The organism is Nonomuraea sp. bgisy101 (assembly GCF_057708945.1).
Genome location: NZ_JBYITD010000013.1, coordinates 60,686 through 85,758, shown reverse-complemented (window position 1 = coordinate 85,758; position 25,073 = coordinate 60,686). Strand labels below are relative to the sequence as shown.

Here is a 25,073-nt window from a genome sequence, read left to right as displayed (position 1 = left end):
AGAAGGGACCCAGGTGTGAAACGGCCCAAAAGCACCATCGATCACGTGACCGCCCCCACCCTGACCCACTGCCCGTACTGCGCGCTGCAGTGCGGCATGACGCTGACCCCGGGAGAGAGCGTCACCGTCGAGGCCACCGACGCCTTGTGCCAGAAGGGCTGGACCGCGGCCGAACTCCTCTCCAGCCCCGACCGGCTGACCACCCCGCTGCTGTACGGCAGGCCCGCCACGTGGGCGCAGGCGCTCGACCACGTGGCCGCTCGCCTGGCGGAGGTGCGCGCCGCCCACGGCCCCGACGGAGTGGCGGTGTTCGGCGGGGGAGGGCTCACCAACGAGAAGGCCTACCAGCTGGGCAAGTTCGCCCGCGTCGCGCTCGGTACCAGCCAGATCGACTACAACGGCCGATTCTGCATGTCGTCGGCCGCGGCGGCCTCGATCAGGGCGTTCGGCGCGGACAGGGGCATGCCGTTCCCCGTCACCGACCTGGCCGAGGCCGACGTCGTGCTGGTGGCGGGCGGCAACCCCGCCGAGACGATGCCGCCGCTGGTCAGGCAGTTCACCGCGCCGGCGCTGATCGTCATCGACCCCCGGCGTACGGCGACGGCGAGGCTGGCCGCGCTGCACCTGCAGCCCACGCCCGGCACCGACCTGGCGCTCGCGCTCGGCCTGCTGCACCTGGCGATCGCCGAGGACGCGGTCGACACGGCCTACATCGGGCGCCGGACGACCGGGTTCGACGCGGTTCGCACGTCCGTCTCCTCCTGGTGGCCCGAGAGGGTCGAACGCCTGACGGGGGTGCCGGTCGCCGCCATGCGCCAAGCCGTACAGATGCTGAAAAATGCAGATAAAGCGGTGGTGTTGACGGGGCGCGGGGCCGAGCAGCACGCCAAGGGCACCGACACCGTGACCGCGTTCATCAACCTGGCCCTCGCCTTCGGACTCCCCGGCACCCCCGGCTCCGGCTACGGCTGCGTGACCGGGCAGGGCAACGGGCAGGGCGGCAGGGAACACGGCCAGAAGGCCGACCAGCTTCCCGGCTACCGCAAGATCGACGACCCGGCCGCCCGCGCGCACGTCGCGTCCGTGTGGGGCGTCGACCCGGACTCGCTGCCGGGGCCCGGCCGCTCGGCCTACGAGCTGCTCGACGCGCTCGGCACCGAGGAGGGCCCCAAGGCCATGCTGCTGTTCGGGTCCAACCCCGTCGTCTCCGCCCCCGCCTCCGCGCGCGTCACCGAGCGGCTGAAGGCCCTCGACCTGCTCGTCGTCGTCGACTTCGTGCCGAGCGAGACCGCGCGCATCGCCCACGTCGTGCTGCCGAGCACCCAGTGGGCCGAGGAGAACGGCACCATGACGAACCTGGAGGGCAGGGTCCAGCTGCGCCGCCAGGCCATCGACCCGCCCGAGGGCGTCAAGACCGACCTGGAGATCATTCAGGAGCTCGCGCGGCGGCTCGGCCATGACTGGCCGGCCGAGCCGCGCGAGGTCTTCGACGAGCTGCGCCTCGCCTCGCAGGGCGGCACCGCCGACTACGCGGGCATCACCTACGAGCGTGACGGCGTGTTCTGGCCGTGCCCCGCTCCAGACCACCCCGGCACGCCGCGCATGTTCCTCGACCGCTTCCACACTCCTGACGGGCTCGCCCGCTTCGTCCCCGTCGAGCACAGGGCCGCCGACGAGGAGGCCGACGCCGACTACCCCGTCTACTTCACCACCGGAAGGGTCCTGGCCCACTACCAGTCGGGCGCCCAGACCCGCAGGATCGCGCCGCTCGTCGAAGCCTCGCCCGAGCCGTACGTCGAACTCCACCCCGACCTGGCCGAGCAGCTCGCGATCGCCGCGGGCGATCTGGTGCGGGTCAGCAGCAGGCGCGGCACCGTCGAGGGCGTGGCCAGGATCAGCGACGCGATCAGATCCGACACCGTGTTCATGCCCTTCCACTGGGAGGGGGCCAACCGCCTCACCAACCCCGCGCTCGACCCGACGTCGAGGATGCCCGAGTTCAAGGTGTGCGCAGTGAAGCTGGAGAAGGTGGCATGAGACTCCTGGTCATCGGCAACGGCATGGCGGGCGCCCGCTTGGTCGGTGAGGTGCGGGCCCGCGACAAGGACATCAAGATCACGGTGTTCGGGGCCGAGACCTGGCAGCCCTACAATAGGGTGCTGCTGTCGAACGTCCTGGCCGGGAGCTCGGGGCCCGACCAGGTGCGCCTGCTCGACCCCACCTGGTACGGCGAGCACGACGTCGAGGCCCTCCTCGGCACCCGCGCCGTCCAGATCGACAGGGAGACCAGGACGGTCATCTCCGAGGACGGGCGGCGCACACCGTACGACGTGCTCGTGCTGGCCACCGGCAGCCAGGCCATCGTGCCGCCGATCCCGGGTGTCGACAGGGCGGTGCCGTTCCGCACGCTCGACGACTGCCAGGCGATCCTGGCGGCCAGCCGTACCAGCGCGAGGGCGGTCGTGATCGGCGGAGGGCTGCTCGGCATCGAGGCCGCCCGCGGCCTCGCGGGCCGCGGCCTGCCGGTCACGCTGCTGCACCTGGCCGACCACCTGATGGAGCGTCAACTCGACGCCGAGGCGGGGCTCGTGCTCGGCGAGACGCTCGCGGGCCTCGGCGTGGAGATCCGCACCGGCGTCAGCGCGGCCGAGATCCTGCCCGAGGGCGTACGGCTGGCCGACGGCACCCTCGCCGAGGGCGACCTGGTCGTGCTGGCCTGCGGCGTCAGGCCCGAGACCGAACTGGCCGAGCAGGCGGGCCTGGAGGTGCGGCGCGGCGTCGTCGTCGACGACGAGCTGCGCACCGACGACCCGGCCGTCTTCGCGATCGGCGAGTGCGCCGAGCACGACGGCGTCGTCTACGGCCTGGTCGCGCCGGCGTGGGAGCAGGCCTCCGTCGTGGCGGACGTGATCACCGGCGCCGCCAAGGACGCCCGCTACCGCGGCTCCCGCCTGGTCACCCGATTGAAGGCCAAGAGCGTGGAGCTGGCCGCGATGGGCGAGACGCACCTGACCGAGGAGCACGCCGAGGTGGTGCGCTTCAGCCACAGGGCGAAGGGGACCTACCGCAAGCTCGTCATCCGCGACGGGCGGCTGGTCGGCGCGATCCTGCTGGGCGAGAGCGCCGCCGTCGGTACCCTCACCCAGCTCTTCGACAGGGGAGGCCCGCTGCCCGGCGACCGGGCGGGGCTGCTGTTCCCCGGCCTGTCAGGGGCTCCGGTGGCCGACAGCCCCGTCAGGATGCCCGACTCGGCCAAGGTCTGCCAGTGCAACAACGTGACGAAGGGCCAGATCAGAGCGTGCTGGGAGTCCGGCGCGCGGGACGTGACAGCGGTGGCGGCCGCGACGAGGGCCACGACCGGCTGCGGCACCTGCCGCGACGCCGTCGAGGGCATCGTCGGCTGGCTGTGCGAGCAAGAGGGGGTTTCCGCATGAACAGGGTTGTCGTGGCCGGCTACGGTCCCGCCGCGCACAGGCTCGTCGAGACCCTGCTGAGCAGGGGCTTCGACGGGTCTGTCACGATCTTCGGCGAGGAGTCCCTGCCCGCCTACGACCGGGTCGCGCTCACCTCCTACCTGACGGGCACCGACTTCGCCGACCTCAGGCTTCCCGACCTTCCGGGCGTCGTGACGCGACTGTCGGCGCGCGTCACGGGCATCGACAGGGCCGCCAAGGTCGTCACGACCGCGGAGGGGCACGCCGAGCCGTATGACACGCTGGTGCTGGCCACAGGCTCCGCGCCGTTCGTGCCGCCGGTGCCCGGCGCCTCGCACGCCTTCGTCTACCGCACGATCGACGACCTGGAACTGATCAGGGCGGCCGCCTCCCACGCCACCCGCGGCGTGGTCGTCGGCGGCGGGCTGCTCGGCCTCGAGGCCGCCGACGCGCTGCGCGGGCTCGGCCTCGAGACCCACATCGTCGAGCTGAGCCCCTGGCTGATGCCGCGCCAGGTCGACGAGGGCGGCGGCGCGGTGCTCAAGGGCCACATCTCCAGGCTCGGCCTGTCGGTCCACGCGGGCGTCTCGCTGGCCTCCATCGAGCCCGACAGGGTCGTCCTCAGCGACGGCCGGACCATCGACGCCTCCGTGGTCGTCTTCTCCGCCGGCATCAAGCCGCGCGACGAGCTGGCCCGCGACTGCGGCCTCGAGGTGGGCGAGCGCGGCGGCGTCGCCGTCGACGAGGGCATGCGGACCAGCGACCCCTCCATCTACGCGGTGGGGGAGTGCGCCCTGGTCGGCGGCATGGTCTACGGGCTGGTCGGACCCTGTTTCACCCAGGCCGAGGTGGCCGCCGACCGCATGCTCGGCGGCGCCTCCCGCTTCGACGGCGCCGACCTGTCGACCAAGCTGAAGCTCCTCGGCGTCGAGGTGGCCCAGTTCGGCGCGATGGAGGGGGCGCTCGACGTCACCTACATGGACCCCGTCGGCGGCGTCTACAAGCGGCTCTTCGTCTCCGACGACGCCCAGACGCTGCTCGGCGGCATCTGCGTGGGCGACGCGGGGCCGTACACGACGCTGAAGCCGTTCGTCGGCAAGCCGCTGCCGGCGGCGCCCTCCGACCTGCTGTTCACCGGCTCGGCGGTCAGCCTCGACCTGCCCGACGACGCCCAGGTCTGCTCCTGCAACAACGTCACGGCGGGACACCTGCGCACCGCGATCTGCGACGGAGTGACCGACGTGCCCGGGCTGAAGGCGTGCACCAGGGCGGGGACCACCTGCGGGTCGTGCGTGCCGCTGATGAAGCGGCTGCTGGAGAAGTCCGGCGTCGAGCTGTCCAAGGCGCTGTGCGAGCACTTCGACCACAGCAGGGCCGAGCTGTTCGACATCGTCCGCGTGCGGGAGATCACCACCTTCTCCGAGCTGATCGGCCTGTACGGCAGGGGCAGGGGCTGCGACATCTGCAAGCCCGCCGTCGCCTCGATCCTCGCCTCCCTGCACAACGGGCACGTCCTGGACGGCGAGCGGGCCGCGCTGCAGGACACCAACGACCACTTCCTGGCCAACATCCAGAAGAACGGCACCTACTCGGTCGTGCCGCGCATCCCCGGCGGCGAGATCACCCCGGAGAAGCTCATCGTCGTCGGCGAGGTCGCCCGCGACTTCGGCCTCTACACCAAGATCACCGGCGGTCAGCGGATCGACCTGTTCGGCGCCCGCGTCGAGCAGCTTCCGCAGATCTGGAAGCGCCTGGTCGACGCCGGCTTCGAGTCCGGCCACGCCTACGGCAAGGCGCTGCGCACGGTGAAGTCCTGCGTGGGCTCCACCTGGTGCAGGTACGGCGTGCAGGACTCGGTCGGCCTCGCGATCGCCCTCGAGATGCGCTACCGGGGCCTGCGCTCCCCGCACAAGCTGAAGTCGGCGGTGTCCGGCTGCGCGAGGGAGTGCGCCGAGGCCAGGTCGAAGGACTTCGGGATCATCGCCACCGAGAAGGGCTGGAACCTCTACGTCGGAGGGAACGGCGGCTTCAAGCCCCGCCACGCCGACCTGCTGATCTCCGACGTGTCCACCGAGGAGCTGATCACGGTCATCGACAGGTTCCTGATGTTCTACATCCGCACCGCCGACCGGCTCCAGCGCACGGCGGCGTGGGTGGAGTCGCTGGAAGGCGGCCTCGACTACCTGCGGGCGGTGATCGTGGACGACTCGCTCGGGATCTGCGACTCGCTCGACGCGCAGATGGAACGGCACGTGGCGACCTACGTCGACGAGTGGCGGACCACGATCGAGGACCCGGACAAGCTCAGCAGGTTCGTCAGCTTCGTCAACGCCCCGGGAACGCCCGACCCGTCGATCGTCTTCGAGACCGAGCGCGACCAGATCAAGCCCGTCCTCATCCCGCTGGACCGCCTGAGCTCCTCCCTCGCCACCTGACCGCCCCCACCAAACCGCCGCCCACCCGCCCTGCGTCGCCCACCCGCAACCGACCAGACCCGATCAGGCCACCCGCAACCTCGTCGCCCCCCGAAACGACCGGAAAGGAGCACCACAGTTGACCTCCTCCCCACGGCTGAAGCCGGGGGACTCCAACCCTCGCGGGTCGGGTTTCCTGCTTCACCGCCGGCCGCCCGCCCAGCTTGCGCTGCTCGGGTCTCACGCCGGCTCCACAGGCGTTTCACCTCTCGGCCAGCCCGGCCGCGAGGATGTTCCTGGCCGCGTTCACATCCCGGTCATGGGACGCGCCGCACACGCATTCCCGGCTCCGGACGTTCAGCGGCATCGTGTCTTGCAGAAGGCCGCACGTCGAGCACAGCTTGGAGCAGGGAAACCAGCGGTCGATCACGACCAGCTTCCGCCCACCAGGGTTGACGACCTTCTCTCCGGTCGACAGCGTCACCAGGGCGGTGATACCCGCGTCCACGCCGACCGACCGCGCCACGGGATCGAGCGGCCGGATCGCGTCTTCGCAGAGGATGGACACGAACCAGCGTCCGGCCGCGTCCTTCGACACCGTCACCGTGGACGGCTCGACGCCCTCGGGAAGCGGACGCGACCACACGATGTCCAGCGGCCCGTCCATCTTGGCCAGGGTGAGCCGCCCATCGCGGAAGGTGAACGCAGAGCGGGTGTACTCGGCCGACAGCCGCGACTTCTTGCGGGACTTGAACGCCGGGTACCTGGCCCGCTTGGCGAAGAAGTCGGCGAAGGCGGCCTGCAGGTGACGCAGCGCCTGCTGGAGCGGGACCGAGGACACCGCGTTCAGGAACGCGAGCTCGTCGGTGCGTTTCCACTCGGTCAGCGCGGCCGACGACTCCACGTAGGAGATGCGGCGCCCTTGCTGGGTGTAGGCGCGGGTGCGCTCCTCCAGCGCCTTGGTGTAGACGAGGCGGGCGCAGCCGAACCTCCGGGCAAGCTCAGAGGCTTGCTCGGGCGTCGGGTAGAAGCGGTACTTGAACGCCCGCTTCACGCTCTGCGCCACGACACACGTTCTACCGCACGATCAGCTGAGTATCGCGTGTTTGTTCGAACGGAAGGTGTGGCACCGTGCCGCGTTTCCTCCCCAGGGCTGAAGCCCGGGGTCTCCACGCTTCAGGAGTTCCGATGACCGTCGCCGAACTCCCCACGCGCGTTTGGGTCCCCGTCTGTGCCTACGCCGTCCTTCTGCCGGAGCGGGGGGTGTGCGCCCTCGTCGACGGCCGGCAGGTGGCGCTGTTCCGCACCCACAACGGCCACGTCCACGCCATCGGCAACCTCGACCCCTTCACCGGCGCACACGTTCTGTCCCGCGGCATCGTGGGCTCGAGAGGCGAGGAGCCCACCGTCGCCTCACCCATGCACAAGCAGGTCTTCTCCCTGGTCACAGGGCAGTGCCTGGACGACCCCTCGGTCGCCGTGCCGACCTATCCGACCCGAGTGAACGACGGCAGAGTGGAGGTGGGGCTTTGAGCGCCCTGACCGTGGAAGAGCCGAGATCGCCCGAGACCGCACCCGACGCGCTGGCGGGCTTCACCATCGGCGTGACCGCGACCAGGCGGCGCGAGGAGTTCTGCGCCCTGCTCGAAAGGCGCGGCGCCCGCGTGGTCAGCGCCCCCGCGATCAGGCTCGTCCCGCTCGCCGAGGACACCGACCTGCTCGCGGCCACCCGCCACAGCCTGGAGGCCCCGCTCGACGACGTCGTCGTCACCACCGGCGTCGGATTCCGCGGCTGGATGGCCGCCGCCGAAGGCTGGGGCCTGTCGGCCGAGCTGTCGCGGCACCTCACCCGCGCCAGGCTGCTCACCCGCGGACCCAAGGCCAGGGGAGCGGTGCGCGCCGCGGGACTCAACGACCACTGGACACCCGCCACCGAATCCTGCGAGGAGGTCAAGCAGCACCTGCTCGCCCAGGACCTGCGCGGCCGCCGCATCGCCGTCCAGCTCCACGGGGAGCCTCTGACGGAGTTCGTCGCCGAACTGCGCGCCGCGGGCGCCGAGGTCATCGAGGTGCCCGTCTACCGCTGGCTGCCCTACCGGGACATCTCGCCGCTGCGCCGCCTGGTCAGCCAGGCCATCTCCGGCGGCGTCGACGCGGTCGCCTTCACCAGCGCGCCCGCCGTCCTGGCGATGCTCGGCTCCGCCCGCGCCGACGGGCTCGACGACGCGCTGCTGTCGGCGTTCAGCGGGAGGGTCGTCGCCGCCTGCGTCGGCCCCGTGACCGCCCAGCCGCTGGTGTCCAAGGGCGTGCCGGTGATCCAGCCGGAGCGCTCCAGGCTCGGCGCGCTCGCCAGGGTCCTGGCCAGGCACCTGCCCGAGCACGGCGTCACCAGGCTGATGGCAGGCGGCCACGGCCTCGAGATCCGCGGCCACGCCGTCGCCGTGGACGGCGAGCTCAAGCCGCTGCCGCCCGCGCCCATGGCCGTACTCAAGCGGCTGGCCGACAAGCCCGGTCACGTCGTACCCCGCTCAGAGCTGCGCACGGTACTGCCGGGCGGAGCGTCCCGCGACTCGGCCGAGCACGCGGTCGAGATGGCCGTCACGCGGCTGCGCAGAGCCCTCGGACCAGGTGGCATCGTCGAGACGGTGGTCAAGCGCGGCTACCGGCTGGCCACGCACCGCGAGGACGGCCTGTGACCTTCGCCCGGCCGTACGGGAGATCGCAGGGCACGCTCGTCATCGCCGCCCACGGCACGCGCAGCGCGGCGGGAGAGCGGACGCTGGCCAGACTCGCGGACGCCGTGCGCCACCTGCGCGAGGGCCGCCGGGTCGAGCTCGCCTACCTGGAGATCAGCCAGCCGCTCCTCGCGGACGTCCTGCCGGACCTTCCAGGGCCTGTCACCGTCGTTCCGCTGCTGCTCGCGGGCGGCTACCACGTCCACATCGACCTGCCGAACGTCGTTGCCGCGACCAGGCCGGACGCCACCGTCACCGCGCCGCTCGGCCCGCATCCGCTGCTCACCCGCGCGCTGGTCCGCAGGCTCACCAGGGCGGGACTGCGCGCCACCGACGCGGTCGTCCTCGCCGCGGCAGGCTCCTCCGACCCCGCGGCCCTGTCCGACGTCAGATCCACCGCCCGGCTGCTCGCCGTACGGCTCTCGCGCCCGGTCACCGCCGCCTTCGCGGCCGGAGGCAGCCCCGCAGTGAACGAGGGGCTGGACCGCATGCGGCGCGGCCCCGCCCCTCGCGTCGTCCTCGCCTCTTACCTGATCGCGCCAGGCTTCTTCCACGACAAGCTGGTCAGCGCCGGCGCCGACGTGGTCACCGAACCGATCGGCGCGGACCCCGACCTGGCCGCCCTGGTGTGGGCACGCCACGATCAGGCGGCGGGTTCCAGCCTCAGCTCCTTCACGATCTCCTCGGCGCTGGCGTCCCGCGAGGGCCCCGCGTCCGCGCCGACGAACATCTCGTAGTAGGCGTGCTGGAAGCACCCGGCCAGCAGCAGCCTGGCGCTGCCCACGGGATCGACCGACGGCGCCACCCTGCCGAGCCGCTGCTCGGCCTCCAGGTAGTCGGCCAGCGGCACGATCTCGGCCATCGGGCCCAGGCCGTTGTCGCGGACGGCCTCGCGGAAGCGGACCGTCACCGAAGGCGAGGTGAAGGCGGGCAGCGCCGCCGACTGGACCTCCAGGTAGTAGTCGATGCCCGCTCTCGCGATGGGGAGCAGGTTGTCGCTCACCTGTCCTTTCCCCACGAGGTGGGACAGGTCGTGCAAGATCCGCAGCCAGAGCGGGAGCCGGTCCTGAAGCAGGGCGAGGAAGAGGTCGACAGGGCCTCCGCCCCGCTCCTCCCTCAGCGACAGTGCCATCTCCAGCACGCGGCGCCTGGTGTCCTGACTTCTCTGGTGCGAATCGACATGGGAAGTAGCCATGGTTGCCCTAACGTGCGCAGTCACATGGGTAGGTTCAACGTGGCCGTGCCGGAATGGGGGGACGTTGCAGAGCGTGTTTCTCCTGGTTATTCAATCGTTGCGGGTTGGCGTTCCAACTCCACGCATTCCGGGTCGAAACGCGCGGGGCACCGATTATTGCCCGAAACGGCTGAGAATATCGGTGATTGAATCCTGAAACTTCCCTGGCAGTGTCGTCGCGGCCCGCCCGTTCTGAAGGGTTCGCAGGTGCGCGGACCTGCTGCAAGGCGGATATTTCATGCTCTGTCGCTTAACGGCCACCGCGAAAGCCCCTTTGCGGACGGGGACTTCCCGCACACCACCGAGTTGTCGAATCTCGTTCGGGAGAGCGAAAAAGATCACTCGAAATCGCCCGCCGAACTTCCTGTCCCACCCGACCTCTCCACCGCCCCCGCGCACCCCGCTCCGTGCGGGCGACAGCATGCGCCCGGGTCAGCCCCAAGCGAGTAAGTGGCGGCAACCAGCACGTGTGACGACGAAGCGCCCCCTCCGCGACACACCGGCACTTGTCGCCCACGCAGGCACCGCGCACCCCCCGGTCTGCCACCACTAACGCGCCCCTCGGCTTAGGGTGGGTGGCCTGGTGCGCGTCTCTTGGTTTGGGGCGGGCTGCCTGCGCGTCTCTCGATTTGGGGTGGGCCACCGCTACGCGTCCCTCGGCTTAGGGTGGGTGGCCTGGTGCGCGTCTCTTGGTTTGGGGCAGGCCGCCTGGCGCGCGTCTCTCGATTTGGGGTGGGCCACCGCTACGCGCCCCTCGGCTTAGGGCGGGCCGCCTGGTGCGCGTCCCTCGGCTTGGGGCAGGCCGCCTCTCGTGCGTCCCTCGGTTTGGGGCACCCCGCCTCTCACGCACCATCGGTCTGGGGCGCGCCACTGCTGATCGCCCGCCACTCACACCCGTACTGGGTCGAGGCGATGCGGCCGGCGCTGCCGGCTTACAGAGCGTACAAGGCTCACCGCCGCCGCGAGGACGGTCCGCCCATGGGTGACGCCTGGGCCATCAGGACGGCGTGCGCCCGCTGGGCTACTGGTCGCCGGGGTCGGTGTCTCTGCGGCGGAGGTAACGCTCGAACTCGGCCGCGATCGCGTCACCCGACGCCTCGGGCAGTTCGGCCGCGTCCTTGCGCTCCTCCAACTCCTTGACGTACTCCGCCACCTCGCTGTCCTGCGAGGCGAGTTCGTCCACGCCGTTCTCCCAGGCGCGGGCCTCCTCCACGAGGTCGCCCAGCGGCACGGGGATCTCCAGCACGTCCTCCACCCTGCGCAGCAGCGCGAGTGTCGCCTTCGGGTTGGGCGGCTGAGCGACGTAGTGCGGCACCGACGCCCACAGTGAGATGGCCCGCAGCCCCGCAGCGCCGAACGCGTGCTGCAGCACCCCCACGATGCCGGTCGGTCCCTCGTAGCGGCTCAGCTCCAGGTTGACCGAGCGGGCGAGACCCTCCTCGGTCGCCGACCCCACGATCGGCACGGGACGCGTGTGCGGGGAGTCGTTGAGCAGCGCGCCCAGCATGACCGTCATCTCGATGCCCAGCTCGTGGCAGACGCCCACGATCTCGTCGCAGAAGCCGCGCCACCGCATGTTCGGCTCGATGCCGCGCAGTAGCACCACGTCACGCTCCACGCCCGGTGGGCGGGCCAGGGACAACCTGGTCGTCGGCCAGACGATCGAGCGGGTCAGCCCGTCACCCATCTCCACGATGGGGCGCGTGACCTGGAAGTCGTAATAGTCTTCCGGGTCCAGCGCGATCAGCGGCTCGGCCTTCCATTCGCTCTCCAGGTGCGCGATGACGCCACTGGAGGCCTCACCTGCGTCGTTCCACCCTTCGAACGCGGCGATGAGCACCGGATCGACGAGCTCGGGGAGCCCTTCGAGCTCGATCACGCGCCGCCTCCTCTCGCTGTTCTCAACGCCTAAGCCTATGCGGTGAGTGGCGCTTTACGTCACTGATCTCCACCGGCGTAATTCTCGGCGCCTCGGACGGGCGTGAAAGGAGTGCGAAAGGCCCTTGAACGCGGGGGTCGCGACGTCTGGAAGATCGGCCGGAGTCCTGCTGGAGCGGGCGTGAAAGACGGGCGGTCACCGGTGACCGGGGTGGCCTCGACCCTGCTTGCCGTACGGATGGATCGGCGACCTGAGGTGCCGCGGACGTGCGAAGGGATCGGTGGCCCGAGGCGGCGCGGACGTGCGAAGGGATCGGTGGCACGAGGTGGTGGGGACGTGCGGGAGGGGGCGGTGGTCCGAGGCGGGGCTGATGTGCGAGGAGATGTCGGCCGAAGTGGCGCGGACGTGCAGGGGTCAGCGGCCCGAGGTGGTGTGGACGATCAGGACGTCGCACGAGGCGCGGTGGGAGACGTTGGAAGGGACCGAGCCGAGCAACCGTCCCGCCAGGCTGTTGAGGCCGCGGTTGCCGACCACGAGCAGGTCCGCGCGGTGCCGGTCGGCCATCTTGACCAGCACGTCCACTGCGTCGCCCTCCTCGGCGGCCAGCACGATGTCGGTGGCCCCCGCCGCAACGGCGTGTTCGCGGGCCGCGCGCAGGGCGTCGTCGGCGGGGGTGGATCCGCTGACCTTGTAGGCCAGGTCGCCGAGTGCGTCGGCCGCGGCCGCGCGGGAGCTTTCACGCATGGGCAGGTACGCGCAGGTCAGGACGAGCGTGGCGCGGGTGGCGGCGGCCAGCGAGGCGGCGGCGGACACGGCGCGGAAGGAGGAGGTGGACCCGTCGGTGCCGACGAGCACGGTGCGGTAGGTCATGAGGGCGACCCCCAATTGGACGCAGCGTCAATTGTCGACAGGGTAGCGCCCGTTAAGCTTGACCGCATGAACGTCTCCCCATCTTTCCGCGAAGTCCTCTCCCAGCGCGTGATGGTCGCCGACGGGGCGATGGGGACGATGCTGCAGTCCTACGACCCCACCCTTGACGACTTCGAGGGCTACGAGGGCTGCAACGAGGTGCTCAACGTCACCAGGCCCGACATCGTCAGCGGTGTTCACGACGCGTACTTCGCCGTCGGGGTCGACTGCGTCGAGACCAACACCTTCGGCGCGAACCTCGCGGCGCTGGGTGAGTACGACATCCCCGAGAAGGTCTTCGAGTACTCGGAGGCCGGCGCCCGCCTGGCCCGCGAGCGGGCCGACCACTGGTCGACGCCAGAGCAGCCGCGGTTCGTGCTCGGCTCGATGGGGCCGGGCACCAAGCTGCCCACGCTCGGCCACCTGCCCTTCGCCACCCTGCGCGACGCCTACCGCGACAACGCGGCGGGCCTGATCGCCGGCGGCGCCGACGCGCTGATCATCGAGACCTGCCAGGACCTCCTCCAGGTCAAGGCGGCCATCGTGGGCGCCAAGCGGGCGATCGAGTCCGCGGGCCGCGATGTGCCGATCATCGCCCAGGTCACCATCGAGACCAACGGCGCCATGCTCCTCGGCTCTGAGATCGGCGCCGCGCTGACGGCGATCGAGCCTCTCGGCGTCGACCTGGTCGGCCTCAACTGCGCCACGGGTCCCGCCGAGATGAGCGAGCACCTGCGCTACCTCGCCCGCCACTCGCGGCTGCGCCTTTCCTGCATGCCCAACGCCGGCCTGCCCGTCCTCACCTCCGACGGCGCCTACTACCCGCTGAGCCCCGGTGAGCTGGCCGACGCCCACGAGACCTTCGCCCGCGACTACGGCCTGTCCCTGGTCGGCGGCTGCTGCGGCACCACGCCCGAGCACCTGCGCCAGGTCGTCGAGCGGGTCCGCGGCCAGCGGCCCGCCGCGCGCAGGCCGCACCCCGAGCCCGGAGCCTCCTCGCTGTACCAGACCGTCCCGTTCCGGCAGGACACCTCCTACCTGGCCATCGGCGAGCGCTGCAACACCAACGGCTCCAAGGCCTTCCGCGAGGCCATGCTCGAAGGCCGCTGGGACGACTGCGTCGAGACGGCCCGCGACCAGGCCCGCGACGGCGCCCACATGCTCGACCTGTGTGTCGACTACGTCGGCCGCGACGGCGTCGCCGACATGAAGGAGCTGGCCTTCCGCTTCGCCACCGCCTCCACCCTGCCGATCATGCTCGACTCGACCGAGTCCGAGGTGCTCAAGGCCGGTCTGGAGATGCTCGGCGGCCGCGCGGTCGTCAACTCCGTCAACTACGAGGACGGGCGCGGGCCCGAGTCCCGCTTCCACAAGACCATGACCGCTGTACGCGAGCACGGCGCGGCCGTCGTCGTCATGTGCATCGACGAGAACGGCCAGGCCCGCACCGCCGAGGAGAAGGTCCGCATCGCCTCCGAGACGATCGACGACCTGGTCGCCAACTGGGGCATGAAGGTCTCCGACATCATCGTCGACTGCCTGACCTTCACCATCGCCACCGGCATGGAGGAGTCGCGCAAGGACGGCCTGGAGACCATCGAGGGCATCCGCCAGCTCAAGCAGCGCTACCCCGAGGTGCAGACGACGCTGGGTCTGTCCAACATCTCCTTCGGCATCAATCCGGCCGCCCGCATGGTGCTCAACTCGGTCTTCCTCAACGAGTGCGTCAACGCCGGCCTCGACTCGGCCATCGTGCACGCATCCAAGATCCTTCCGATGTCGCGCATCCCCGACGAGCAGCGCCAGGTCGCCCTCGACATGGTCTACGACCGCCGCCGCGAGGGCTACGACCCGCTGCAGCGGTTCATCGCGCTGTTCGAGGGCGTCGACGTCGCCGCGCTGCGCGCGGGCAAGGCCGAGGAACTGGCCGCGCTGCCGCTGTGGGAGCGGCTCAAGCGGCGCATCATCGACGGCGAGCGCAAGGGCCTCGAGGCCGACCTCGACGAGGCGCTGGCGCAGCGGCCCGCTTTGGAGATCATCAACGACGTCCTGCTCGACGGCATGAAGACGGTCGGCGAGCTGTTCGGCTCAGGCCAGATGCAGCTGCCGTTCGTGCTGCAGTCGGCCGAGGTCATGAAGAACGCCGTCGCCTACCTCGAACCCCACATGGACAGGGTCGAGGGCGAGACCAAGGGCCGCATCGTGCTGGCCACGGTCAAGGGTGACGTCCACGACATCGGCAAGAACCTCGTCGACATCATCCTGTCGAACAACGGCTACGAGGTCGTGAACCTCGGCATCAAGCAGCCGGTCAGCAGCATTCTGGAGACCGCCGAGCAGAAGAACGCCGACGTCATCGGCATGTCCGGACTTCTGGTGAAATCGACGGTCGTCATGAAGGAGAACCTCGAGGAGATGAACTCCCGGGGGATCTCCCAGCGCTACCCCGTGCTCCTCGGCGGCGCCGCCCTCACCCGCGCCTACGTGGAGCAGGACCTGGCCGAGCTGTTCAACGGCGAGGTCCGCTACGCCCGTGACGCGTTCGAGGGCCTGCGGCTGATGGACGCCTTCATGGCCCACAAGAGGGACGGCTCCCCGCTGCCCGCGCTGCGAGAGCGCCGCGTCAAGTCAGGCGCCACGCTCACCCGCACCGCCGTCGAGGACCTGCCGGCTCGGTCCGACGTGGCCGCCGACAACCCCGTCCCCGTCGCGCCGTTCCACGGCGACCGCATCGTCAAGGGCATCTCGCTCGGCGACTACGCCTCCTTCCTCGACGAGCGGGCGCTGTTCCTCGGCCAGTGGGGCCTCAAGCCCACCAGGGGCGGCGACGGTCCCGGCTACGAGGAGCTCGTCGAGACCGAGGGCAGGCCCAGGCTGCGGATGTGGCTCGACCGCATCCAGACCGAGGGGTTGCTCGAGGCGGCCGTCGTCTACGGCTACTTCCCGTGCGTCAGCGACGGCGACTCGCTGATCATCCTCGACGACGCGGGCAACGAGCGCACCCGCTTCACCTTCCCGCGCCAGCGCCGCGACAGGCACCTGTGCCTGTCGGACTTCTTCCGCTCGAAGGACTCCGGCGAGGTCGACGTCGTCGGCTTCCAGATCGCGACCATGGGCGGCAAGATCTCCGAGGCGACGGCCGAGCTGTTCGCCAAGGACGCCTACCGCGACTATCTGGAGCTCCACGGTCTGTCGGTGCAGCTCACGGAGGCCCTCGCCGAGTACTGGCACGCCAGGGTCCGCTCGGAGTGGCGCATCGGCGGCGAGGAGTCCCTCGACGACATGCTCAAGGTCAACATCCAGGGCTGCCGCTACTCCTTCGGCTACCCGGCCTGCCCCAACCTGGAGGACCAGGTTCAGCTGTTCGAACTGCTCGACCCGGAAAGGATCGGCGTGACGCTGTCGGAGGAGTTCCAGCTCCACCCGGAGCAGGCCACCTCCGCCCTCGTCGCCCACCACCCCGAGGCCAAGTACTTCAACGTCTGACCCGCAGGCTCGCCCGACCAGGCAGGAGACCGCCCTCCCCGGGGGGCGGACCCTGCCTCCGGCGCGTCCCATGCGAGCCTGTGGCCCGGTCCGCGAGTGCACAGCCGCTCACACGAGGTGGGCTGGGCGATGCCCGGCCCACTCGCGTGGTTCCCGACGCGCGTCAGCGGGCGGCACCTGGCCCCCTGAGGTGCAGTATCGGGCGGCGCCCAACCCCCGAGGTGCTGTGGTGGGCGGCGCTTGGCCCCTGAGGTGCTGTGGTGCGCGGCACCCGACCCCTGAGGTGCTGTGGTGGGCGGGGTGTGGTGGCGGGTGGCGCACAGTGCCCGGATGCGGTGGTGGGCGATGCGCGTCCCCGGGAGGTGGTGCGCGCGGTGCCCGGGTGCGGTGGTGGGCGGCGCCCCATACCTCCCCGTACGGCAAGCGGGCCCGGCCGCCACCCAGGGCACGTGGCCGGCGCCCGTCCAGGGACACGCTCCCCGAGCTCACCCGGCCGGCCGCCGTCACGGCGCCCCCAATGGCACCATGAGCCGACCCGCGCAACGCCCAGTTCCGGACACGCCCTAACGTAGAAGTCCGTATCGATTGCTCCGGGGGGAAAGTGGACGCCGCATTCTTCGACATGGACGGCTTGCTGGTCGACACCGAGAAGGTATGGCTCAAGATCGAAATCGAGGTGATGTCCCGCCTCGGCGGGATCTGGACCCCTGAACACCAGACGCACCTGGTCGGCGGCTCCATGGAACGCACCGTCGACTACATGCTCGCCGTCTCCGGCTCGTCTGTCGCGCCCGAGACGCTGCGCGAATGGATGATCGAGGGGATGGTCTCCCAGCTGGCAGGGGGTGTCCAGGCCATGCCGGGCGCGCTCGAGCTCCTGGAGAGCCTCCGCGCCGAGGGGGTGCCGGTCGGGCTGGTCACCTCGTCGCTCAAGGAGATCGCCGAGGCGGTGCTCGTCTCGGTGGGTCGTGACCGATTCGACGTGATCGTGACGGCCGACGACGTGACCCGCACCAAGCCCGACCCCGAGCCGTACCTGACCGCGGCCCGCCTGCTGGACGTCGAGCCGGTCCGCTGCGTCGTCCTGGAGGACTCGCCCAACGGGGTGGCGGCGGGCACGGCCGCCGGGTGTGCCGTGGTGGCCGTCCCCAGCCTGCTGCCGATCCCGCCCGCGCCCGGCCGGCTCGTGGTGTCGTCCCTCACCGAGGTCACACCCGACCATCTCCGCGCCCTCGTGCCTCCCATCACCGGCCCCTGACCCCCCTTCACCCCCCGCCCCCCACTCCCACCCCCTGACCAGATCGCGGTACCTCGCCGCCCGGATCTCTGGTCCTGGCGGACTGTCGACCGTGGCTCTCCTTCTCGGGCCTTCACGCCTGGGCCTGTGGTTGTCGGCTCTCCGCCACCCGCTCGCGCCGTCTGACCGGACCCGCGATACCTCGCCGCCCGGATCTCTGGTCCTGGCGGACCGTCGACCGCAGCTCTCCTTCTCGGGCCTTCACACCTGCGCCTGCGGTTCTCGGCTCTCCACGCGCCATCGACCTCACCCGGGTCGTCTGGTCACGCGATCCTCGTACCTCGGTTCTCCCGTCTGGTCACGCGATCCTCACGCACGGGGTCTCGCGTCTGGTCACGCGGCCTCGGTTGTCGCACCTCGCCATGCGACCCTCGCCTCCCAGCTCGCGCAGCCGTCGCACTCCCGCTCACCGGTCTCTCGGGTCTTCGCGCCTCTCGTCGCGGCCGGCGGTTCCCCCCGGCAAACACGGCGTCGACCTCGCCCCATGTGCTCAAGCCCCGCGCCAAGTCCTGCGGTCCCCGCTCTCCGGCTCGCGTGCCTCCGACCTCGGACCATCGATCGCGTCGACCGTCGGCCCCGCCCTCGCAGAGTGCCGGGGGTGCGACCAGCGCCGGGCCGGGGTGCATGCCGTACCGAAGGCGGAAAACCTTCCCCTAAGGGAAAGATCCCTCCTCAGGGAGGAGCGGCGACCGGCACCTCGCGTGCCAGGATGGAGAAAGTCAGCCAACACGAGGGGTGGCCAATATGGGCGGATTCAATAACATCGCGTGGTTGCCGTTGTGCGTCGGCGCCACCGGTGTGGGACTGGTGTTCAGCTTCCTGCTGCTGCGCCGCAGGGGAGCGGTGGCCGCCATGCGGATGGTGGCGTGGTCGCTCCTGCCGATGGCCGCCTACCTCACCGGTGCTCTCAGCTCACTCTGGACCATCGGCACGACCGCCGTCACCTTTGTCACCAGCCTGGTGTTCAACCCGCTCACCTGGGCCGGGGTGGCGCTGGCGGGGTTGTCCGTGGTGCTGTTCATGGTGTCGGGCGTGCTCAGGGCGAGGAAGCTGTCGGCCGCGGACGGCAGGGCGTCCGGCGAGGCGGCGGAGAAGAAGCAGGCGCGGAAGGCGCCGCAGCAGCCCGCCGCGCAGGCTCCCGCGGGAAAGCCTGCCATCGCCCAGCAGAAGCCCAGGACGAACGACGATGATTTCTCCGATATCGAGGACATTCTCAAGCGGCGCGGGATCAGCTAGATCCGGCGTCAGTGCAATGTCACAGTTCCGAGACCCAACCGGAACGGGCTGTAGACATTCTGTCCAAGATCGATACGAATGCGTTTCGCCCGAATCACAGTTGAGCTACATAGACCGCGTGGGGGCTAGTCAGCGCAGCTCAGGGCATACATTCTGCCTCCTGGGACCGTGACGGACGGTCCTGGCAAGCACGGGCGTGAGTCCAGACCGGGCCAGTGCCCGTAAGAGACGACGCCGTCTAACCCAGGGGGCAAGAGCAGTATGCGCACAACCCCGGTCGTGCCAGCCTCCTGGAGGGTCAGGACAGAGGAGGGCGCATGACCGCACCGCTCGACGTGCCGGAGTCGGCCAGCTCGGCAGTTCCCGAAGCGGTGGTGGCAGGAGCTGACGCCAAGGCCATCGAGGGCCGTTCGCTCGGCCAGATCGCCTGGCGGCGACTCAAGCGCGACCGTGTCGCGATGGCGGGCGCCATCGTGATCATCTTTCTCATGCTGGTGGCCGTGTTCGCGCCGCTGATCGTGGGATGGCTCGGACACGACCCGCTGCAGTACCACGAGGACCTCGTCGACAGCGGCACGCTCGCGCCGAAGGGCGCCTTCGGCGGGGTGAGCGGCGAGTACCTGTTCGGTGTCGAGCCGGTCAACGGCCGGGACATCTTCAGCAGAGTCGTCTACGGTGCGCGGATCTCGCTGCTGATCGCCTTCCTCGCCACGCTGCTGTCGGTGATCATCGGCACGACGCTCGGCGTCATCGCGGGCTTCTTCGGCGGCTGGATCGACACCCTGATCGGCAGGGCGATGGACGTCTTCCTCGCCTTCCCGCTCCTGGTCTTCGCGCTCGCGCTGGCCGGCGTGGTGCCCGACCAGGCGTTCGGGCTGTCCGGTGACACGCTCCGCGTCACCCTGCTGATCTTCATCATCGGCTTCTTCAACTGGCCGTACCTGGGCCGCATCATCCGGGGCCAGACCCTGTCGCTGCGTGAACGCGAGTTCGTCGACGCCGCCAAGAGCCTGGGGGCCCGCGGGCCGTACATCATCTTCCGCGAGCTGCTGCCCAACCTGATCGCGCCGATCCTGATCTACGCGACCCTGCTGATCCCCTCGAACATCCTGTTCGAGGCGGCACTGTCGTTCCTCGGAGTGGGTGTGCGCCCGCCGACCCCGACCTGGGGCGGCATGCTCTCCGATGCGGCCAGGTTCTACACGATCCCGCACTTCATGATCTTCCCCGGTCTGGCGATCTTCATCACAGTGCTTGCGTTCAACCTGTTCGGCGACGGCCTGCGAGACGCGCTCGACCCGCGTGGCAGCCGCTGACCCCTCTCGGACTCCCTTAACCCTGCTTCCAACCCAAAGGGGTGCGACACCTTGATGAGAAGAAAAGCACTGACGACTGCCGCGGCCGGGCTCACGCTCGCCATGGCTCTGGCGGCCTGTGCCGGCACGCCGACCCAGACGCCGGGTCAGGGCCAGACCGCCGCCGCGACCTCGGGCGCGTCGGGAGCCGCGGAAGCGGCCGACGCCGCGATCGGCAAGATCTTCAACCCTTCTGACAAGAAGGGTGGCACTCTCAAGATGGCCAACTCGGCCGACTGGGACAGCCTCGACCCCGGCAACACCTACTACGGCTACTCGCTGAACTTCGCCCGCCTGTACGGCCGCGCGCTGCTGATGTTCAAGTCCGCGCCCGGCCCCGACGGCAACACCCTCGTGCCCGACCTGGCAGAGAGCCTCGGCAAGTCCAGCGACGACGCCAAGACGTGGACCTACAAGATCCGCACGGGTGTCAAGTTCGAGGACGGCACTCCGGTCACGTCCAAGGACATCGCGTACTCGGTGGCCCGCCAGTTCGACAAGGAGATCCACCCGAACGGGCCGACCTACCTCAACGCGCTGCTCGACTGGCCGAAGGGCTACAAGGGCGCCTACAAGTCGAAGGACGCCGACTTCTCCTCGGCCGTCGAGACGCCCGACGACCAGACGATCGTGTTCCACCTGAAGGAGCCGTTCGGTCTGTTCGACTACATCATGCAGATGCCGATGACCATGCCCGTTCCCAAGGACAAGGACACCGGCACCAAGTACCAGGAGCACGTCATCTCGACGGGCCCCTACAAGTTCGAGAAGAACGAGATCGGCAAGGGCTTCACCCTGGTCCGCAACGACCAGTGGGACCCGGCCACCGACCCGAACCGTCCGGCCCTGCCCGACCGCATCGAGGTGCAGACCGGCGTCAACGCCGACGACCTCGACAACCGGCTGATCTCCGGCGACGTCCAGATCGCCGTCGACGGCCTGGGCATCGGCAACGCGGCCCTGCCGAAGGTCCTGCCGGACCCGGCGCTCAAGGCCCGTACCGACAACCCGATCCAGCAGCGCACCTGGTACACCTCGATCATTCCCGACGTCGCGCCGCTGGACAACGTCGAGTGCCGCAGGGCCATCGCCTTCGCCGCGGACCGCAGCAGCCTCTTCCGCGCCTACGGCGGCGAGACCGGCGGCATCACGGCGACGGCGATGATCCCGAAGACCCTCCCCGGTCACAAGGAGATCGACCTCTACAAGTCGCCCGAAGACAAGGGTGACGTGGAGAAGGCCAAGGCGGCGCTCGCCAAGTGCGGCCAGCCGAACGGCTTCGAGACCAACATCTCCTACCGCACCGAGCGGACCAAGGAGAAGGCCGCGGCCGAGTCGCTGCAGCAGTCGCTCGCCCGGGTCGGCATCAAGCTCACGCTCAAGCCGTACCCGCAGGACGACTACTTCGCCCTGTACGCGGGCAAGCCGTCCTACGTCAAGGAGAACAAGATCGGCCTGGCCATCAACGGCTGGGGCTCCGACTACCCCGACACCTACGGCTTCATGCAGGCCATCATGGACAGCCGGGACATCCGCGACGCCGGTAACTACAACCTGTCGGTCAAGATCCCCGAGATCGACAAGTTGATCGACCAGATCAAGGCCGAGCCGGACGCCGCCAAGCGCGCCGACATGTGGTCGCAGATCGACCAGATGGTCATCGACCAGGCCGTCGTCATGCCCAGCGTGTACGGCAAGGCCCTGTACATGCGCGGCAAGAACCTGACGAACGTCTTCATCAGCGACTCTCAGCAGATGTACGACTACGTCGGTCTCGGCGTCCAGCAGTAGAACGAACCACACCTAGATAGGCGGGTGAAGGCAGCAGGTCCCCGGCCGGCACAACCGGCCGGGGACCGGAGCCGGGCACTGTGGTCACATACATCATCAGGCGCGTGATCGGCGCTGTGGCGATGCTGCTCATCGTGAGCATCGTCACCTTCGGGATCTTCTTCTTGGTGCCGCGCCTGGCCGGAGCGACACCGGAGGCGTTCGCCGCCCGGTACGTGGGTCGCGGGGCCAGCATGGACACCATCAAGCTGGTCGCCGAGCGGCTCGGGTTCTACGATCCCGTGGCGGTGCAGTACGGCCGGTTCCTGAAGGGAATCGTGCTGGGAACGGAGTACGACACCGGTGCGGGCGTCGAACACTGCCCCGCGCCCTGCTTCGGCTACTCCTTCATCAACCAGCAGCCCGTCTGGCCCAGCCTGATGGACCGCTCGCGCGTGACGCTGTCACTCGGCATCGGCGCCGCCGTGCTGTGGCTCGTCGGCGGCGTGGCGACCGGTGTGCTGTCGGCGCTGCGGCGCGGCAGCTTCTTCGACAGGTCGGCCATGGGCATCGCCCTGGCCGGAGTGTCGCTGCCGATCTTCTTCACCGGCATGATCTCCCTGTCCGTCTTCAGCTACGGCCTGGGCTGGACCGCCCCCGGCGGCGCGTGGGTGGACGTCACCATCGATCCGCTGCAGTGGGCCTACAACCTGCTGCTGCCATGGATCACCCTGGCCCTGCTGTTCGCCGCCACCTACGCCAGGCTCACCAGGGCGGGCATGCTGGAGACGATGGGCGAGGACTACATCCGCACCGCACGGGCCAAGGGTCTGGTCGAGCGCAGGGTCGTGGTCAAGCACGGGCTGCGCGCCGCGTTGACGCCCATCGTCACCGTGTTCGGCCTGGACTTCGGCCTGCTGCTGGGCGGCGCCGTCCTGACCGAGACGACGTTCTCGCTCAACGGCCTCGGAAAGTTCTCCGTGGACGCCATCAAGAACAACGACCTGCCCGCGGTCATGGGTGTCACGCTGCTGGCCGCCCTGTTCGTCGTGGTGGCCAATCTGGTCGTGGACCTCCTCTACGCTGTGGTCGACCCGAGAGTGAGGCTTTCGTGACCGCGTTCCTCGACGTCAAGGACCTGCGCATCCACTTCCCGACCGACGACGGTCTGGTCAAGTCCGTCGACGGGCTGTCGTTCTCGATCGAGCGCGGCAAGACGCTCGGCATCGTCGGCGAGTCGGGTTCGGGCAAGAGCGTGACCAGCCTCGGCATCCTCGGCCTGCACAAGGGCGGAAGGGCCCGCGTCTCGGGCGAGATCTGGCTCGACGGCGAGGAGCTCGTCGGCACGACGGCCGACCACGTGCGGGGCCTGCGTGGCAAGAAGATGGCGATGATCTTCCAGGATCCGCTGTCGGCCATGCACCCCTACTACACGGTCGGCGACCAGATCGTCGAGGCCTACCGGATCCACAACGACGTCACCAAGAAGGTCGCGCGCAAGCACGCGATCGACATGCTCGGAAGGGTCGGCATCCCCGAGCCGTCCAGCCGCGTCGACGACTACCCCCACCAGTTCTCCGGCGGCATGCGCCAGCGCGCCATGATCGCCATGGCGCTGTCGTGCGACCCCGAGCTGCTCATCGCCGACGAGCCCACGACGGCGCTCGACGTCACCGTGCAGGCGCAGATCCTCGACCTGATGCGCGACCTGCAGCGCGAGTTCAACTCCGCGCTGATCATCATCACCCACGACCTCGGCGTGGTGGCCGAGCTGTCGGACGACATCCTGGTGATGTACGGCGGCAAGTGCGTCGAGTACGGCAGCGCCGAAACCGTGTTCTACCGGCCCGAACACCCCTACACCTGGGGCCTGCTCGGCTCGATGCCGCGCCTGGACAGGGAGCGCACCGAACGGCTCATGCCGATCAAGGGATCACCCCCCTCCCTCATCAACGTCCCTCCTGGCTGCGCCTTCCACCCGCGCTGCCCGCACGCTGCCCGCACCGAGGGACGCGCGGAGACCGAGGTGCCCGAGCTGCTGAAGACGAGCCCAGGCCACCTCGTCAGGTGTCACATGGCGCCTGAGGAGCGCAGGCAGCTGTGGGAGAGCGAGATCAAGCCGATGCTGGAGACCACATGAGCGAGACGCTGCTGTCCGTGCAGGACCTGCGCATGCACTTCCCCATCACCAAGGGGCTGCTGAAGCGGCAGGTCGGCGCGGTCAAGGCGGTCGACGGGATCGACTTCGAGGTCGTCAAGGGCGAGACCCTCGGCCTGGTCGGCGAGTCCGGCTGCGGCAAGTCCACGACCGGGCGCCTGGTGACCAGGCTCCTCGAGCCCACCGGCGGCAAGATCGTCTTCGAGGGCGAGGACATCACCCACATGCCGCAGGGACGGCTGCGCCCGCTCCGCCGCGACATGCAGATGATCTTCCAGGACCCCTACTCCTCGCTCAACCCCCGCCACACGGTCGGTGCCATCGTCGGCGCGCCGTTCCGCATCCAGGGGATCAAGACCGAGCAGGGCATCAAGAAGGCGGTCCAGGACATCCTGGAGCTGGTCGGCCTCAACCCGGAGCACTACAACCGCTACCCGCACGAGTTCTCCGGCGGCCAGCGCCAGCGCATCGGCATCGCCCGCACGCTCGCGCTCAAGCCGAAGCTCATCATCGCCGACGAGCCCGTCTCCGCCCTGGACGTCTCCATCCAGGCGCAGGTCGTCAACCTGCTCGAGGACCTGCAGAACGAGCTCGACCTCACCTACGTGGTGATCGCGCACGACCTGTCGGTGGTGCGGCACATCAGCGACAGGGTCGCGGTCATGTACCTCGGCAAGATCGTCGAGATCGCCGACCGCAAGTCGCTGTACACCTCGCCGATGCACCCCTACACCAACGCGCTGCTGTCGGCCGTACCGGTCCCCGACCCCAAGGCGGGCACCGAACGCGAGCGGATCCGCCTGCAGGGCGACGTGCCCAGCCCGATCAACCCGCCGCCGGCCTGCCGCTTCCACACGCGCTGCTGGAAGGCGCAGGAGATCTGCAAGAAGGTCGAACCTCCCCTGGAGGAGCTGGCCAGCGGCCACCGCGTCGCCTGCCACTTCCCGGAGAACGCCCCCGTGGCCCCCGCCTCGGAGACCGTGACGGCCTGACCTTCCTGCCTCTCCGCTCCGGCCACGTGACCTTCCCCGGTCACGTGGCCGGGCCGTTGCATCCGTCGCGCCACCATCAGGTGCTCGCCGCTGCATCCGTCGCCGCGCCATCCGGGGCCCGCGGTTCCATCCGGCGCCTGCCTTTCCGGTGCCCGCTCCACCCGGTACGGCAAG

17 protein-coding genes and 2 pseudogenes are annotated in these 25,073 nt (G+C 69.8%); 14 read left to right on the top strand and 5 right to left on the bottom strand.

The window, feature by feature from the left end; genetic code table 11:
* The first annotated feature begins 96 nt into the window (after positions 1–96).
* From AC3EO4_RS24705 to nirB, 3 genes are read left to right on the top strand one after another with little or no spacing between them, the layout of a single operon-like run.
* The gene (locus AC3EO4_RS24705) at positions 97–2,037 is read left to right on the top strand and encodes a molybdopterin oxidoreductase family protein (protein WP_431898216.1); all 1,941 of its coding nucleotides are present in this window, start codon (positions 97–99) and stop codon (positions 2,035–2,037) included.
* Positions 2,034–3,434, top strand: coding sequence for an FAD-dependent oxidoreductase (locus AC3EO4_RS24700; RefSeq protein WP_431898057.1), 1,401 nt, complete (start codon positions 2,034–2,036; stop codon positions 3,432–3,434). The genes AC3EO4_RS24705 and AC3EO4_RS24700 overlap by 4 nt, the downstream gene beginning before the upstream one ends.
* Positions 3,431–5,869, top strand: coding sequence for a nitrite reductase large subunit NirB (gene nirB, locus AC3EO4_RS24695; RefSeq protein WP_431898055.1), 2,439 nt, complete (start codon positions 3,431–3,433; stop codon positions 5,867–5,869). The genes AC3EO4_RS24700 and nirB overlap by 4 nt, the downstream gene beginning before the upstream one ends.
* Positions 5,870–6,119: 250 nt before the next feature.
* On the opposite strand, the pseudogene AC3EO4_RS24690 reads toward nirB, so the two are convergent.
* Both AC3EO4_RS24690 and AC3EO4_RS24685 read right to left on the bottom strand, forming a co-directional pair.
* Positions 6,120–6,293, bottom strand: a pseudogene (locus AC3EO4_RS24690) (zinc ribbon domain-containing protein); the annotation flags it as partial.
* A 3-nt stretch (positions 6,294–6,296) separates the two neighbouring features.
* Positions 6,297–6,914: pseudogene (locus tag AC3EO4_RS24685) on the bottom strand (RNA-guided endonuclease InsQ/TnpB family protein); the annotation flags it as partial.
* Between the two features lie 122 nt (positions 6,915–7,036).
* Between AC3EO4_RS24685 and nirD the strand changes: the two are divergent.
* Genes nirD through AC3EO4_RS24670 form a run of 3 tightly spaced genes read left to right on the top strand, consistent with a single transcriptional unit; the run spans position 7,037 to position 9,320 of the window.
* Entirely contained in the window at positions 7,037–7,381 is a 345-nt protein-coding gene (gene nirD / locus AC3EO4_RS24680) for a nitrite reductase small subunit NirD (RefSeq protein ID WP_379568854.1), read from the top strand.
* Positions 7,378–8,544, top strand: coding sequence for a uroporphyrinogen-III synthase (locus AC3EO4_RS24675; RefSeq protein ID WP_431898053.1), 1,167 nt, complete (start codon positions 7,378–7,380; stop codon positions 8,542–8,544). Before nirD ends, AC3EO4_RS24675 begins: the two co-directional genes overlap by 4 nt.
* Positions 8,541–9,320: a sirohydrochlorin chelatase gene (locus AC3EO4_RS24670; RefSeq protein WP_431898051.1), complete on the top strand. Its 780-nt coding sequence runs from the start codon at positions 8,541–8,543 to the stop codon at positions 9,318–9,320. Before AC3EO4_RS24675 ends, AC3EO4_RS24670 begins: the two co-directional genes overlap by 4 nt.
* On the opposite strand, the gene AC3EO4_RS24665 is transcribed toward AC3EO4_RS24670, so the two are convergent.
* From AC3EO4_RS24665 to AC3EO4_RS24655, 3 genes are all read right to left on the bottom strand, one after another.
* Positions 9,227–9,724: a hypothetical protein gene (locus AC3EO4_RS24665; RefSeq protein ID WP_379568848.1), complete on the bottom strand. Its 498-nt coding sequence runs from the start codon at positions 9,722–9,724 to the stop codon at positions 9,227–9,229. The genes AC3EO4_RS24670 and AC3EO4_RS24665 overlap by 94 nt on opposite strands.
* Positions 9,725–10,838: 1,114 nt before the next feature.
* Entirely contained in the window at positions 10,839–11,696 is an 858-nt protein-coding gene (locus tag AC3EO4_RS24660; protein WP_379568846.1) for a PAC2 family protein, read from the bottom strand.
* 414 nt (positions 11,697–12,110) lie between these two features.
* The gene (locus tag AC3EO4_RS24655) at positions 12,111–12,566 is read right to left on the bottom strand and encodes a universal stress protein (protein ID WP_431898048.1); all 456 of its coding nucleotides are present in this window, start codon (positions 12,564–12,566) and stop codon (positions 12,111–12,113) included.
* 66 nt (positions 12,567–12,632) lie between these two features.
* On the opposite strand from AC3EO4_RS24655, the gene metH reads away from it, so the two are divergent.
* The 8 genes from metH (at position 12,633) to AC3EO4_RS24615 (ending at position 24,899) form a co-directional block, all read left to right on the top strand.
* Positions 12,633–16,091, top strand: coding sequence for a methionine synthase (metH, locus tag AC3EO4_RS24650; RefSeq protein ID WP_431898046.1), 3,459 nt, complete (start codon positions 12,633–12,635; stop codon positions 16,089–16,091).
* Between the two features lie 601 nt (positions 16,092–16,692).
* Positions 16,693–17,349, top strand: a complete 657-nt coding sequence (locus tag AC3EO4_RS24645) for an HAD family hydrolase (protein WP_431898045.1) — start codon at positions 16,693–16,695, stop codon at positions 17,347–17,349.
* A 783-nt stretch (positions 17,350–18,132) separates the two neighbouring features.
* Positions 18,133–18,624 (top strand): cellulose synthase, encoded by a 492-nt coding sequence (locus AC3EO4_RS24640; RefSeq protein WP_431898044.1) that lies wholly within the window; start codon positions 18,133–18,135, stop codon positions 18,622–18,624.
* A gap of 317 nt (positions 18,625–18,941) precedes the next feature.
* The gene (locus AC3EO4_RS24635) at positions 18,942–19,940 is read left to right on the top strand and encodes an ABC transporter permease (protein WP_379568836.1); all 999 of its coding nucleotides are present in this window, start codon (positions 18,942–18,944) and stop codon (positions 19,938–19,940) included.
* Between the two features lie 54 nt (positions 19,941–19,994).
* Positions 19,995–21,770 (top strand): ABC transporter substrate-binding protein, encoded by a 1,776-nt coding sequence (locus AC3EO4_RS24630; protein WP_431898043.1) that lies wholly within the window; start codon positions 19,995–19,997, stop codon positions 21,768–21,770.
* A gap of 80 nt (positions 21,771–21,850) precedes the next feature.
* A complete protein-coding gene (locus AC3EO4_RS24625; RefSeq protein ID WP_379568832.1) occupies positions 21,851–22,864 on the top strand; it encodes an ABC transporter permease in 1,014 nt (337 codons plus the stop codon).
* Positions 22,861–23,889, top strand: coding sequence for an ABC transporter ATP-binding protein (locus tag AC3EO4_RS24620; RefSeq protein ID WP_379568830.1), 1,029 nt, complete (start codon positions 22,861–22,863; stop codon positions 23,887–23,889). Before AC3EO4_RS24625 ends, AC3EO4_RS24620 begins: the two co-directional genes overlap by 4 nt.
* Positions 23,886–24,899, top strand: coding sequence for an ABC transporter ATP-binding protein (locus AC3EO4_RS24615; protein WP_379568828.1), 1,014 nt, complete (start codon positions 23,886–23,888; stop codon positions 24,897–24,899). The genes AC3EO4_RS24620 and AC3EO4_RS24615 overlap by 4 nt, the downstream gene beginning before the upstream one ends.
* Positions 24,900–25,073: the final 174 nt, after the last annotated feature.